Source organism: Allobosea sp. NPDC055594 (assembly GCF_053618995.1).
Genome location: NZ_JBSHIO010000003.1, coordinates 1 through 13,036 on the forward strand (window position 1 = coordinate 1; position 13,036 = coordinate 13,036).

At 67.8% G+C, this 13,036-nt stretch carries 12 protein-coding genes; 6 read left to right on the forward strand and 6 right to left on the reverse strand.

From position 1 onward, the window contains the following. Both ACWGRX_RS07120 and ACWGRX_RS07125 read right to left on the reverse strand, forming a co-directional pair. Window positions 1-1,232: DNA translocase FtsK (locus tag ACWGRX_RS07120; protein WP_452116967.1), on the reverse strand; the 1,232-nt coding region annotated here is incomplete at its 3' end. Between the two features lie 133 nt (window positions 1,233-1,365). After that, window positions 1,366-2,991, reverse strand: coding sequence for a long-chain-fatty-acid--CoA ligase (locus ACWGRX_RS07125; RefSeq protein ID WP_452116968.1), 1,626 nt, complete (start codon window positions 2,989-2,991; stop codon window positions 1,366-1,368). Window positions 2,992-3,184: 193 nt separating this feature from the next. Between ACWGRX_RS07125 and ACWGRX_RS07130 the strand changes: the two genes are divergently transcribed. The 3 genes from ACWGRX_RS07130 to ACWGRX_RS07140 all read left to right on the forward strand — a co-directional run bounded on the left by ACWGRX_RS07130 (window position 3,185) and on the right by ACWGRX_RS07140 (window position 6,026). Continuing rightward, on the forward strand, window positions 3,185-3,586 hold the full coding sequence (locus tag ACWGRX_RS07130) for a MarR family winged helix-turn-helix transcriptional regulator (protein ID WP_452116969.1): 402 nt from the start codon (window positions 3,185-3,187) through the stop codon (window positions 3,584-3,586). 9 nt (window positions 3,587-3,595) lie between these two features. Beyond that, on the forward strand, window positions 3,596-4,462 hold the full coding sequence (locus ACWGRX_RS07135; RefSeq protein WP_452116970.1) for a patatin-like phospholipase family protein: 867 nt from the start codon (window positions 3,596-3,598) through the stop codon (window positions 4,460-4,462). 100 nt (window positions 4,463-4,562) lie between these two features. Further along, window positions 4,563-6,026 (forward strand): amidase family protein, encoded by a 1,464-nt coding sequence (locus tag ACWGRX_RS07140; protein WP_452116971.1) that lies wholly within the window; start codon window positions 4,563-4,565, stop codon window positions 6,024-6,026. 4 nt (window positions 6,027-6,030) lie between these two features. Here the strand turns inward: ACWGRX_RS07140 and ACWGRX_RS07145 are convergent, their stop codons facing one another. Genes ACWGRX_RS07145 through ACWGRX_RS07155 form a run of 3 tightly spaced genes read right to left on the reverse strand, consistent with a single transcriptional unit; the run spans window position 6,031 to window position 8,030 of the window. Continuing rightward, a complete protein-coding gene (locus ACWGRX_RS07145) occupies window positions 6,031-7,059 on the reverse strand; it encodes a DmpA family aminopeptidase (protein WP_452116972.1) in 1,029 nt (342 codons plus the stop codon). Between the two features lie 24 nt (window positions 7,060-7,083). Continuing rightward, window positions 7,084-7,482 carry a VOC family protein gene (locus ACWGRX_RS07150; RefSeq protein WP_291648372.1) on the reverse strand — a complete coding sequence of 133 codons (399 nt, stop codon included), beginning with the start codon at window positions 7,480-7,482 and terminating at the stop codon, window positions 7,084-7,086. Window positions 7,483-7,499: 17 nt separating this feature from the next. Further along, window positions 7,500-8,030 (reverse strand): hypothetical protein, encoded by a 531-nt coding sequence (locus ACWGRX_RS07155; RefSeq protein ID WP_291641614.1) that lies wholly within the window; start codon window positions 8,028-8,030, stop codon window positions 7,500-7,502. A gap of 290 nt (window positions 8,031-8,320) precedes the next feature. On the opposite strand from ACWGRX_RS07155, the gene ACWGRX_RS07160 reads away from it, so the two are divergent. Then, window positions 8,321-9,703, forward strand: coding sequence for an aminotransferase (locus ACWGRX_RS07160; RefSeq protein WP_291648194.1), 1,383 nt, complete (start codon window positions 8,321-8,323; stop codon window positions 9,701-9,703). 536 nt (window positions 9,704-10,239) lie between these two features. Continuing rightward, on the forward strand, window positions 10,240-11,130 hold the full coding sequence (locus ACWGRX_RS07165; RefSeq protein ID WP_452116973.1) for a metallophosphoesterase: 891 nt from the start codon (window positions 10,240-10,242) through the stop codon (window positions 11,128-11,130). Window positions 11,131-11,219: 89 nt separating this feature from the next. Here ACWGRX_RS07165 and ACWGRX_RS07170 read toward each other — a convergent pair whose 3' ends face one another. Further along, window positions 11,220-11,816: a L,D-transpeptidase gene (locus tag ACWGRX_RS07170; RefSeq protein ID WP_452116974.1), complete on the reverse strand. Its 597-nt coding sequence runs from the start codon at window positions 11,814-11,816 to the stop codon at window positions 11,220-11,222. Between the two features lie 238 nt (window positions 11,817-12,054). Here ACWGRX_RS07170 and ACWGRX_RS07175 point away from each other — a divergent pair, with 238 nt between their 5' ends. Continuing rightward, entirely contained in the window at window positions 12,055-12,984 is a 930-nt protein-coding gene (locus ACWGRX_RS07175) for a histone deacetylase family protein (RefSeq protein ID WP_452116975.1), read from the forward strand. The last annotated feature ends 52 nt before the right edge of the window (window positions 12,985-13,036 follow it).

Consider the following 13,036-nt stretch of genomic DNA (forward strand, 5'->3'; position numbering starts at 1 on the left):
AGCAATTCGCGCAGGAAGACGGTCTCGCGCTTGGTGTTGGGCAATTCGATGCCGATCGCGTTCTTGCCCTGCACCACCGCGACGCGCGCCGAGATCGCGCTCATCGAACGCGCGATGTCGTCCGCCAGCGAAATCACCCGCGACGACTTCGTCCCAGGTGCAGGCTCCAATTCGTAAAGCGTCACAACAGGGCCGGGGCAGGCCTGGACGACCTCGCCGCGGACATTGAAGTCCTCCAGCACGCCTTCGAGGAAGCCCGCATTCTGCTGCAAGATCTCGACCGGGATCGCGCTCTCGATCTGCGGCGGCTCGGCCAGGAAATCGATCGGCGGCAGCTCGAAACCCGGGATCACCACCGAAACCGCCGGCGCGATCTCGACGCCGCGGCGCTTCGCGCGCTGCGCCGAGGCGTCGGGCTCGGGCGCGCGTTGCGGGCGCTCGGCCTTGAGAATCGGGACGGCGTTTTTCGTCGCCTGTGCCGGCGGCGGGCTTTCCTGCACCGGCGGCTCGACCGGTGCGGTTGCCGGCGGAGCGGAGGGCATGGCGGGGGCGGTGAAGCTCACATCGAGCCGATAGCTCTGCGTCCAGCCCATGCCGCTCCAGGGCGTCGCGGTCGCCGCGGCACCCATGAAGCCGTCGGCCTGCGGAACGACCCGCCGCTCTTCGGCCAGAGCCGGCGGCAGCGGCGGGGCGGGCAGCAGGGCCGGCTCGGGGAGCGTCTCGGCCAGGGTCTCGATCGCGGTCTCGTCGGCCCGCTCGGCATCCGGGATGAACTCCCAGAAGGCGTCGTCGGACAGGAAGGCGAAAGGCGTCGACGGCATCGTCTCGACGCCCGGTTCCGCATCCTCGCACGCCATGGCAGGCGCGTGCGCGGAGCCCTCGCTGTCGAGCGCGGCGACCATCGCTTCCGACGTGCCTTCGGCGGCGGCGATCTCGGCGAGCTGCGCCTCGCCCCAGACCTGCTGCATCAGATGCCGCGGCGTCCGCCAGAAGCGGACGCGGTCGAGTTCGGCCGGGGCAAGCGGCACTGGCTCGGGCTCGGGTTCGGGAAGGCTGATCTCGACGACCTCCGCCTCGACGACTTCCGGCTCGACACGCGGCTTCGCGGTCTTCCTCGGCGTCCGCCAGTAACGGACCGCGGCCGGCTCGGAAGCCGACTGGCCGGTCTGGGGCTGAAGGGAGGAATCGGCGCCTTCCGCCTGGAGATTCCAATTCACTCGACGCATGGACATCAGCAAGCACGGCACATTGGTTAACGACTGCTTTGAGGCGTACCCCGGCAGGGTTAAGAGGGGATGAAGCTTTGCCCGCCGCGCACCGCGACAGCGGGTTGTCCCCAGGCCGATCGGCTGGCCGCGGCGTCGCCTAAACGGCGGGCAGTCGGTACTCCCGAAACATCTCGCGCAGCGCCGTCTTCTGGATCTTGCCGGTCGCGGTGTGCGGGATCGCCTCGACCAGCACGACATCGTCGGGCAGCCACCATTTCGCGACCTTGCCGGTCATGAAGGCGATCATCTCCTCCTTGCCGGGCGCCCGACCGGGCTTGGGCACGATCACCAGGAGCGGCCGCTCATCCCATTTCGGATGGGCGACGCCGATCACCGCCGCTTCCGCCACATCGGGATGGCCGATGGCGAGGTTTTCGAGCTCGATCGAGGAGATCCATTCGCCGCCGGACTTGATCACGTCCTTGGAGCGATCGGTGACCTGCATGTAGCCATGCGGATCGATGGTCGCGACGTCGCCGGTGTCGAAGAAGCCATGCTCGTCGAGGATCGGCTGGTCGTGCCGGTAATAGGCGCCGGCGACGGCCGGGCCGCGCACTTTCAGCCGCCCGAAGGTCTTGCCGTCCCAGGGCAGCTCCCTGCCCTCATCGTCGGTCAGCCGGAATTCGACCGTGAACTGCGGATGGCCCTGCTTGACCTTGAGGTCATAGAGCGCCTCGCCCTCGAGATCGGCATAATCGGGCTTGATCGTGCAGAAGGAGCCGATCGGGCTGGTCTCGGTCATGCCCCAGGCATGGTCGACGGTGACGCCGTATTTTGTCTCGAAGGCTTCGGTCATCGCCCGCGGGCAGGCCGAGCCGCCGATCACGACCCGCTTCAGGCTGGTGAGCTTTTCGCCGGTCGCCTCGAGATGCTGCAGCAGGCCGAGCCAGACCGTCGGCACGGCGGCGGTCAGCGTCACGCCCTCGCCGTTCAGGAGTTCGAGCAGCGAGGCGCCGTCGAGCTTCATGCCCGGCAGGACGAGCTTCGCCCCGGTCATCGGCGCCGAATAGGCCAGCGACCAGCTATTGGCGTGGAACAGCGGCACCACCGGCATCACGACGCTGCGCGAGGACAGGCCCATATAGTCGGGCATGGCGCAGGCCATGGCGTGCAGCACGTTCGAGCGGTGCGAATAGAGCACACCCTTGGGCCCGCCCGTGGTGCCCGAGGTGTAGCAGAGCCCGGCGGCGGTGTTCTCGTCGAGCTTCGCCCAGGCGAAATCGGCATCGCCCTCCGCGAGCCAGTCCTCGTAAGCGACGGCACCCTTCAGCGAGGTTTCCGGCATGTGCTCGCGATCGGTCAGGACGATGTAGCGCTCGATCGTCGGCAGCCTGTCCTGGATGCCTTCGACCAGCTTGACGAAGGTCAGGTCGAGGAAGAGCAACCGGTCCTCGGCATGATCGATGATCCAGGCGATCTGCTCGGGAAACAGCCGTGGATTGACGGTATGGGTGATCGCCCCGATGCCGGTGATGCCGTACCAGAGCTCGAGATGGCGGTCGGTGTTCCAGGCCAGCGTCGCGACGCGGTCGCCGACCTTGATCCCGCTGCCCGAGAGCTTCTTCGCCAGCTTCAGCGCCTTCTCGCGCACCTGCGCATAGCTCGTACGCCGGATCGGCCCCTCGACGCTGCGGCTGACGACCTCGCGGTTGCCATGCTGGATCGCGGCATGGTCGATGATCCGGTGGATCAGCAGGGGCCAGTCCTGCATCAAGCCCAGCATGCGCCTTCTCCCCATTGGTAGTACTTGTTTTGCGCAGCATAGCCAGGGGAGGCGCGGACGCGAAAGCCCTCGCGCAGCGGCCGAAGATAAGCTAGTTCAGGGATGAACCATCCGGGGGAAAGAGCCATTGCCAGCATCCCGCCCAGTTCCTGCGCCTGAGCCGGTCGAACCAGACCGCGTCTGGTTCCGCTTCATGCGGCTGCACCAGCGCATGCTCGGCCAGATGACGGCGCGCATCCGCGAGCTCGGCCTCTCCATCCCGCAATTCGACCTGCTCTCGACCCTGACCGAGCGGGAAGGCATCAGCCAGAGCGAGCTCGCCGAGCGGCTCTACGTCACCAAGGGCAATGTTTCGGGCCTGGTCGACAGGCTGGTCCAGGCGGGACTGGTCGAGCGCCGCGCCATCGCCGGCGACCGGCGCTCCTACGCCATGCACCTGACGCCGGAGGGCCGGCGCCTGGCGGAGGCCGGCATGGCGACGCAGCGCGATTTCGTCGCCTCGACTCTCGGCAAGCTGCCGACCGGCGATCTCGTCGAGCTCGACCGGCTGGTGCTGGCCTGGCGCGACCTCGCCCGCGCCGTCGACGAGACATAGGCGGAGCGCGTGTTCGCGGGGCTGGCCTATGCCGGCGGCGGCAATCGTTGCTACTGGCAGGGCGGCTTCTACGAGACCGTGGCGCCGCGCATCGGCCTGAAGCCGCGCCGCGTCGTCGGCGCCAGCGCCGGCGCCTTCGCCATGCTCTATACCGCGCTCGGTCTCGGCCCCACCGTGCGCGAATTGGTCCGCGAGGCCTGCCTCGGTCGGACCTCCGAGGTGGACTGGCCGGCCTTTCGCCGCGGCGGCCGCCTCTTCCCGGTCGGCGAGCTCTATGAGCAGATGCTGGCCCAGCTCTTCACTGCCGATCGGCTCGCCGCACTCCAGGCTCGTGCTGATTTCCTGGTGGCGGTGTCGCGGCCCCCACGCTTCTGGCCGCTGCCCGTCGCCGCCGCGCTCGGCATCGGCGCCTATCAGCTCGAAAAGCGCCTGCATCGCCCGGTGCATCCGACCGCTGGCCGCAGGCTCGGCTTCGTGCCCGATCTGGTCCGCATCGCCGACTGCGCAACGCCGGCCGAGCTGGTCGCCGCGCTGATGGCGAGCGCCTCGGTACCGCCCTTCATGCCGGGCGGCCTGGTCGCGGGCCGCGCCGCGCTCGATGGCGGCCTCGTCGACAGCGCCCCGGCCTGGGCGCTCGCCGAGCTGGAGCAGCAAGGCGAGCCGACGCTCGTGCTGCTCACGCGCCCGTTCGCACAGGTGCCCGAGGTCGCGAACCGGACCTACACCGGCCCCTCCGAAACGATCCCGGTCAGCCAGTTCACCATCCGCAACTGGGACGGCATCCGCTTCGCCTATGAGCTCGGCATCCGCGATGGCGAGGCATTTCTCCGGAGTTTGGAAAGCAGGCAGGTCCGCAAGGCCTCGACAGCGCCGTGACCCCATAAGGCGCGATGCCGATCCGCATCGTGCGGCAAGACCCGTTTTCATCGCCCTTCAGGACAGGCTACGATTCGGTATTCGGCCGCCGGAATCAGCCATGCCTTCGATCGATCTCACCGCCTCCGCCACCAGCCTGCGCGCCGGCCTCATCGCCCGCCGCTTCAGCGCCAGCGAGCTGCTCGAAGCGACCCTTGCCCGCATCGATGCGCTGAATCCCGCGCTCAACGCCATCGTCGCGCAGGATCGCGAGGCGGCGCGCGCCATGGCGGCGGAATCCGACCGACGCATCGCGGCGGGGCAGGCGCGCCCGCTGGAAGGCCTGCCGATCACCATCAAGGACGCCTTCGACGTCGCCGGCCTGCCCTCCTCCGGCGGCCTGCCGGCCTACAAGGACCGGATTCCGGCAGAGGATGCGGCAGCCGTCGCCCGCCTGCGCGCCGCCGGCGTGGTGATCATCGGCAAGACCATCGTTCCGGTCTTCTCCGGCGATTTCCAAAGCTACAACCCTGCCCATGGCATCGCCAACAATCCCTGGAACCCCGAATACTCGCCCGGCGGCTCCTCCGGCGGCGCCGCTATCGCCGTCGCGACCGGCATGGCTGCCTTCGAGCTCGGCTCCGATCTCGGCTCCTCGATCCGCTGGCCGGCCCAGGCCTGCGGCGTGCTCGGCCTGAAGACCAGCTGGGGGCTGGTCTCGACCTGGGGGGCCGTGCCGCCGCCGCCCGAGCGGCGCACCGCGCGCAATGTCGACCTGATGGTCGCCGGCCCGATCGCCCGCCACGCCGAGGATCTCGACCTCGTCCTCGCAGTGCTCGCCGGCCCGCGCGACGCCCATGTCGCCGGCCCGCCCCTGCCCGCTCCCCGTCACGCCGACGCCAAAGGGCTGCGCGTCGCGGTCTGGGCGAGCGAGTCCTTCGCGCCCGTGACCCGCGAGGTTTCCGAGGCGGTACGCGAGGCCGGCCGGCGCCTCGCCGCGGCCGGCGCGCTGGTCGACGAGGCGGCCCGCCCCGGCTTCCGCTTCAGCGAAGCCTATGAGGTCTATGCGCTCTTGAACCACGCCGTCGTCGCCTATGGCCTGCCGCCGAAGGTACGCGCCCGCATCCAGGCGCAGGCCGGCAAGTTCAGCCCGAGCGATCTCTCGCATCAGTCACTGCAGGCCCGCGGCGCCCGCATGACGCCCGGCCTCTACCAGCAGGTCCAGCAGCGCCGCCTCGCGCTGAAGCGGCAATGGACCCGCTTCTTCCAGAATTACGACGTGCTGCTCTGCCCGCCCGCCCCGGTCGGCGCGCTGAAGCACGACCATCTGCCGGACTTCCATGCCCGCAGGCTCGATATCGACGGTGTGGAGCGGCCCTATCTCGACTTCCTGTGCTGGGCGAGCCTTGCGACCGGCGCCGACCTGCCGGCGCTCTCCGTACCGGTCGGCCCGTCGCAGGCCGGGATGCCGCTCGGCGTGCAGGTCGTCGCGCCGATGGGTGAGGACCGAAGCGCCATCGCGGTCGGGGCCATGCTGGAGAAACTCGGCGGCGGCTATCGCGTTCCGCCGATTGCCGCGGCGTAAAAGCCTACAAGTAATCCGCCAGCGAAGCCCTGCGGTTTCCGTCGCGACCGACCGTCTCCGGCGCCGCCAGCATGGCGTTCAGCACCGCCTCCTGCGTCGCCTCGGCGGCGGCCCGGAAGGGCAGGTCGATGCGGTTCTCGTTGAGCGCGGCGAGCGGCACGATATCGGCCTTCTCGTGATGCGCGACCCTGTTCGCTGTCGAGAAGGCGATGGCGATGTCGCCGCTGCCATTGCCCCAGAAGGCGCCGAGCCGGGCGAGGCCCGCGCCGCAGCGCTGGGCGACGCGCGTCAATTGCCGGCTCTCCAGCGGCAGGTCGGTGGCCAGGATGATGATCACCGAGCCGCGCTCGGGCGGCTGGGCCGTCCGCTTCGCCGATGGCACCGGGCGACGGCCATCGGGCAATACGAGATCGCCGGCATTGCCGAAATTCGCCTGCACCAGCACGCCGAGCGTGAAGCTGCGGCCATCCAGTTCCACCAGCCGCGACGCCGTTCCGATGCCCCCCTTGAAGCCGAAAGCGCTCATGCCGGTACCGGCGCCGACCGCACCCTCCTCGACCGGTCCGCCAGTGGCGGCATCGAGCGCGGCTTCCGCATCCGCGAGCGTCAGGCGCCGTGCCCGGATGTCCGAGAGGAAACCGTCATTGCATTCCAGCACCAGCGAGTTGACCGTGCCGGTGCTGCGCCCGATCTGCGGATTGGCGGCGAGCGCCCGTCCGACCAGGGCCTCGATCCCGGTCGCGACCGAAAACGTGTTGCCGAGCAGGATCGGCGTCTCGATCTGGCCGAGCTCGGCGAGCTGCATCAGCCCGGCGCTCTTGCCGAAGCCGTTGATGATCTCGACACCGGCGCGGACCTTCTCGCGGAAGAGATCCCCGTCATGCGGCAGCACCGCCGTGAAACCCGTGTTGACACCGCCTTCCCGGATTGTCCGGTGGCCTACGATGACACCGGCCACATCCGTGATCGCGTTGAGCGGGCCGGTCGTCAGCGAGCCGCAGATCAGACCATGGTCGCGTGCCCTCTTGTGCAAGGTGCCCTCCTCCTCCGGCGACGATCAGACGGCTGCGTTGAACACGGCTTCGAGATGATGCCCGTCGGGGTCGACGACGAAGGCCGCATAGTAATTCGGGCCGTAATGCACCCGCAGGCCGGGCGCGCCATTGTCGCGGCCGCCATGCTCCAGAGCCGCACGGTGAAAATCCGCGACCGCCTGACGACCCGGCGCCGCCAAGGCGAGATGGAAACCAGGCCTCGGCGGCCTTTGCCCGTCAGGGCAATGCTTCAGAGCCAATTGATCGCCGCTGCCCGGCACCCCGTAGCCGATGGCCTGTCCGGCTTCGCCCGGCCGCAGATCCTGCCAGACACGGACATAGCCGAGCGGGGCCAGCGCCGCGTCGTAGAAGGCTGCGGCGCGCATAATATCGGCGACGCCGAAGGAGAGATGATGCAGCATGGGCCGGCCCGATGCGCTCACGCCGCGACCGTCACCTTGGCGACCGTCGGCCGCGAGCGCCCGCCGACCAGCTCCTCGCGCAGCACCAGGCGCTCATGCGGCCCGATCGCGCCGATCGCGACCTCGCGATCCGGCAGGATCGCGGTGGCGAGCTTGCCGACGAAGACGATCACCGGCCGCTGGCCGGCGCTCGCCCAGCGGCGGAACTGGCCGAGATAGGGTTCCTTGCGCCAGGCCTGCGCCGCGCCGGGATCGACCTGGGCGAACAGCCATTTGGTCGCCGGGTCCATTGTCAGCACGAAACGCGCCTGATCCGGCTTCCATTCCGGGCCGAGGAAGCCCTGCGTCATCCACAGGCAGAAGAAGTCGCGGCATTGCTGCGGCCTCTGCGCGTAGATCTTGCAGGATCGCCCGGGAAGGCAATGCTGGCACCACGCGCCGGCGACGCTGTCGACCTCCGGATTGTCATAGACCTTGCAGCACAATGTGCAGCTGCCGCAATCGCGGCCCGGCGCCGGCCGGTTCGCCAGGGTGGCGGGATCGATCATGCGGACCTCTCGTGAACCGGCCGCACCATGAGCATCGCCGCTGCTGCTGGCAAGCCATGATTGGAACCGTTCCAGACGCGATTTCCCGGCATCGGCCCTCGTGCCGCGGGAGCCGCGCAGCGGCGTCTCGAAGCATGGCGGCTCCATCGGGAAAAAGCCGCCTCAAGTTTCCGACGCCGCGGCACTGCCCTGCGCCAGACTCTGCTTCGATCTGCAAGAAAATCGCTCAGCGCTTGCGCGGCTGCGGAGCTATGCTCGCATAAACGTCCCATAAGGAAGCGGAGCCGGGCATGCTGACCAACCTCGCCGTGCGCGATATCGAAACGCTGATTCACCCCTATACCAATCTCGCCACCCATCGCGAGGTCGGCCCGCTGGTGCTGGAGCGCGGCAAGGGCGTCTTCGTCTACGACACCACCGGCAAGGACTATATCGAGGGCATGGCCGGGCTCTGGTGCACCTCGCTCGGCTATTCCAACGACGAGCTGGCCGAAACCGCCTATGAGCAGCTCAAGAAACTGCCCTTCACCCATATCTTCTCGGGCCGCAGCCACGACCCGGCGATCGAGCTCGCCGAGAAGCTGAAGGAGATCGCGCCCGTACCGATCTCCAAGGTCTTCTACGGATCGGCCGGCTCCGATGCCAACGACACCCAGGTCAAGCTGGTCTGGTACATGAACAATGCGCTCGGTCGCCCCAAGAAGAAGAAGATCATCTCGCGGCTGAAGGGTTATCACGGCGTCACCGTCGCTTCGGCCTCGCTGACCGGCCTGCCGGCCAACCATACCGATTTCGACCTGCCGCTCCCCGGCATTCTCCACACCTCCTGCCCGCATCACTACCGTTTCGCCCATTCCGGCGAGAGCGAGCTCGATTTCTCGGCGAGGCTGGCAGCCGAGCTCGACGAGATGATCCAGCGCGAGGGCCCGGACACGGTCGCCGCCTTCATCGCCGAGCCGGTGATGGGCGCCGGCGGCGCGGTGACCCCGCCCGAGGGCTATTTCGAGGCGATCAACGCCGTCCTCGCCAAATACGACATCCTGTTCATCGCCGACGAGGTCATCACCGGCTTCGGCCGCACCGGCGAGATGTTCGGCACCACCACCTACAAGATGAATGCCGACACGCTGTCCTGCGCCAAGGCGCTGACCTCGGCCTATTTCCCGCTCAGCGCCGTGATGGTCAACGAAGCCGTCTATGAGGTTCTCGTCGACCAGAGCCGCAAGATCGGCACCTTCGGCCACGGCAACACCTATGCCGGCCACCCGGTCGGCTGCGCTGTCGCGGTCAAGACGCTGGAGATCTACCAGCGTGACAAGATCATCGAGCGCGTCCGGCAGGTCTCGCCGAAATTCCTCGCCCGCCTCGGCAAGCTGGCCGAGCATCCGCTGGTCGGCGAAGCCCGCGGCGTCGGCCTGATCGGCGGCATCGAGCTCGTCAAGGACAAGGCGAGCAAGGCGCAGTTCGAGGCCAAGAAGGCCGTCGCCGCCAAATCGGTTTCCTTCGCCCAGGAGGAGGGCGTGATCCTACGCGCCATGGGCGGCGACCGCGTCGCCTTCTGCCCGCCGCTGGTGATCAGCGAGGCCGAGATCGACGAGATGTTCGACCGCTATGAGCGGGCGCTCGGCAAGACGCTCGACTGGGTCAAGGCCGAAGGTCTGCTCGCCGCCTGACAGCAGCCTGCGCATTCATGATCTCGATGCCCGCCCTCGTGGCGGGCATTTTCATTTGAGGTCCAATCTTGATCTGACGAGCGCACAGATGGCGGGGACGGGGCGCACGGCGATAGCGGGAACGTGACCGCAGCGGATTATCGGCAGCCGCCAGCGAAACCACGCCAAAGCCGGCCAAGACCTCGTTGTGACGCAGAAAACGTCATGATGTTTTCACGATGCCGCCGCCGGCCCGACCCGATCGGCTGCGACATTGCCTCTGTCGACGGCCAGGAACCGTCGGCAAGCCTAGATGGAACCCGAGAGTCATGTCTTCGCAAAAGCCCCAACAGACGGCACCGCGCAGCGCCAGCTTTCACGACGCCACGGCGCGCGAGGCCTATGCATCCCGCTTTCGCCCAATCGCAATTCCTGCCATTCTCGCTGGAACTCGCTGGGCACCCGCCGCGTTGACACCGCAGCGCAGGGACGTCCCGGCGATCCTGCGCAGCGGTTCTGAAGATTGACCACGGCACGACCTTCTACCGAGACCCTCCATGCTTGACCGGCGCAGAGTTCTTCAGACTCTCGCCGGTCTTTTTCTGTCTGCCATCGGCCTGGGCAGCTACGCCTATGCCTGGGAGCCGACCCGTCAGGGCGTGACGCGCTACCGGTTGAAGCCAGCGCGCTGGCCGCAAGGCGAGACTCTGCGCCTCGCCGTGATCTCCGATCTGCATGTCGGCGGCCCGCATATGCCGGTGTCGCGGGTGCGCGCGATCGTCGACCAGACCAATCTCCTCCAGCCCGATCTCACCCTGCTGCTCGGCGACTTCATCGCCAGCAGGCCGAAGCGGCCGGACGACCCGCCCGAGGCGGCGTGGGCAGCCGAACTCGCCCGCTTGCGCGCCACTCATGGCCGCTTCGCCATACTCGGCAATCACGACTGGTGGCATGACGCCCGGGCGCAGCGCGACTATCGCGGCCCCACCGAGGTCAGGCTCGCCCTCGAAGCGGTCGGCATTCCGGTGCTAGAGAACGATGCGCGGCGACTGGACACCAAAGCCGGGCCGCTCTGGCTAGCCGGCCTCGGCGACCAGCTCGCCTTTCTGCGGCCGCGCCGTGGCCAGCGACGCGGCATCCACGATCTCGCGGCAACGCTAGCCGGGATCGACGACGACGCACCCGTGATCCTGATGGCGCATGAGCCGGACGTCTTCGCGCGCATGCCGGCCCGCGTCTCGCTGACACTCTCGGGGCACACCCATGGCGGGCAGGTCCGAATTCTCGGCTGGTCGCCGATCGTGCCCTCGCACTATGGCAACCGTTATGCCTACGGCCATGTCGTCGAGAATGACCGTGATCTCATCGTCTCGGCCGGGCTGGGGACGAGCAAATTACCGCTGAGGTTCGGCGCCCCGCCGGAGATCCTGCTGATCGAACTGGGTTGAAGCAGTTTCGCGCGAAACCGGGCCCGGCTCACCCGAGGACGAGGCGAAGGGGCGACCGAGATGCGGCACCAACCGGCGCCGCTCCAGCCTCAGCGGACGATGACCTTGCCGCCGACCTCGGAGCGATTATAGAGGTCGATCGCATCGATGTTGCGCATCCGGATACAGCCCGACGAGGCCGAACGGCCAATCGTCTCGGGCTCGTTGGTGCCGTGGATGCGGTACAGCGTGTCCTTGCCGTCCTGGTAGAGATAGAGAGCTCGGGCCCCGAGCGGATTGTCCGGTCCGCCTTCCATGCCGCCGGCGCGCGGCGCCAGATGCGGCCAGCGCTTGATCATCTCCGCCGGTGGCGTCCAGCGCGGCCATTCCGCCTTGCGCTGCATCACCGCCGTGCCGGTCCAGCCGAAGGCCTCGTCGCCGGTCGCGACGCCGTAGCGAATCGCCTTCTTGTTGGGCAGCACGAAGTAGAGGAACTTCTCTGTCGTATCGACCACGATCGTGCCCGGCGCTTCACCGGTGGGATCATTGATCTCGTAGGGAAGATGCGTGATCTGCGTCTCGAATTTCGGAACCAGCGCCATGTATTCGGCATCGCGTGCCGAAAGCGAGGGTGCATTCACGGTCTTGTATTGGCACGCCCCGAGAAGGACGGACACGCCGAGCGCAGCAACCAGAGACCGCTTCATGACTTCCACCGACGACGCCAGGACAGCGTCTGTTATGATGAATGGATCGTTAAGATTCTGTGACCCGACAGACGCAAGCCAGGGCCGGAACGGAGCCCAGATTTACGGCTCCAACGTCAGCCGTGCAACGAGGTTCCGGGATTTCGATGCGATTTGGCTTCTTGCTGCGCTGCAGTGACAATATGGTCACGCTTGCCGGCGCCGATTGACCCAAAGATACCCTTGGAGAGCCTTCCGCGTGACCACGCTCCTGATCAGCCACCCTTCCAGCCTCCAGCATGCCACGCCGACCGGCCACCCCGAACGCCCCGACCGGATTCGCGCCGTCGAGCGCGCGCTCGAGGACGAGCGCTTCGCGACCCTGCAGCGTGTCACCGCCCCAGAGGGCGAGCTGGCGCAGGTCGAACTCTGCCATCCCGCCCCGTTCGTGCAGGGCGTGGTCGCCGCTGCGCCGCGGGACGGCCTCGTCGAGCTCGATGCCGACACGACGATGTCGCCGGGCACGCCCTCGGCTGCACTGCACGGGGTCGGCGCCGCCGTGCTCGCCGTCGACGAGATCATGACCCGGCGCGCCGCCAATGCCTTCTGCGCCATGCGTCCGCCCGGTCACCATGCCGAGAGCAAGCGCGCCATGGGCTTCTGCTTCTTCAACAATGCCGCGATCGCCGCCCGGCATGCGCAGCAGGCTCACGGCGCCGAACGGGTCGCGATTCTCGACTGGGATGTCCATCACGGCAACGGCACGCAAGAGATCTTCTGGAACGATGCCAGCGTGCTCTACGCCTCGATCCACGAGATGCCGCTGTTTCCCGGCACCGGCGCAGCCTCCGAGCGCGGCGAGCACGGCACCATCGTCAACGCCCCCTTGCGCGCCGGGGACGGCAGCGATGCTTTCCGCGATGCCTATGAGAGCGCGATCCTGCCGTCGATCGCAGCCTTCCAGCCGGATCTCGTGATCGTTTCGGCCGGGTTCGACGCGCATTGGCGCGACCCGCTCGCCAATATCAACCTGAAGGAACAGGACTTCGCCTGGGCGACGCAGAAGCTGATGGAACTCGCCGACCGCCATGCCGGCGGCCGGCTCGTCTCGATCCTGGAAGGCGGCTACGATCTCGAGGGCCTGTCGAAATCGGTGGCTGCGCATGTCATGGCGCTGATGCGGGGGTGACGTTCCCGTCATACGGAGATCACACCGCAGAGCCTCATCCTGAGGAGCCGCG

Coding starts and splice junctions, on each gene's coding strand:
- ACWGRX_RS07125 (WP_452116968.1), bottom strand. CDS start 2,991: ATGCTGGGCTTGATGCAGGACTGGCCCCTGCTGATCCACCGGATCATC.
- ACWGRX_RS07130 (WP_452116969.1), top strand. CDS start 3,185: ATGCGGCTGCACCAGCGCATGCTCGGCCAGATGACGGCGCGCATCCGC.
- ACWGRX_RS07140 (WP_452116971.1), top strand. CDS start 4,563: ATGCCTTCGATCGATCTCACCGCCTCCGCCACCAGCCTGCGCGCCGGC.
- ACWGRX_RS07150 (WP_291648372.1), bottom strand. CDS start 7,482: ATGCTGCATCATCTCTCCTTCGGCGTCGCCGATATTATGCGCGCCGCA.
- ACWGRX_RS07155 (WP_291641614.1), bottom strand. CDS start 8,030: ATGATCGATCCCGCCACCCTGGCGAACCGGCCGGCGCCGGGCCGCGAT.
- ACWGRX_RS07160 (WP_291648194.1), top strand. CDS start 8,321: ATGCTGACCAACCTCGCCGTGCGCGATATCGAAACGCTGATTCACCCC.
- ACWGRX_RS07165 (WP_452116973.1), top strand. CDS start 10,240: ATGCTTGACCGGCGCAGAGTTCTTCAGACTCTCGCCGGTCTTTTTCTG.
- ACWGRX_RS07170 (WP_452116974.1), bottom strand. CDS start 11,816: ATGAAGCGGTCTCTGGTTGCTGCGCTCGGCGTGTCCGTCCTTCTCGGG.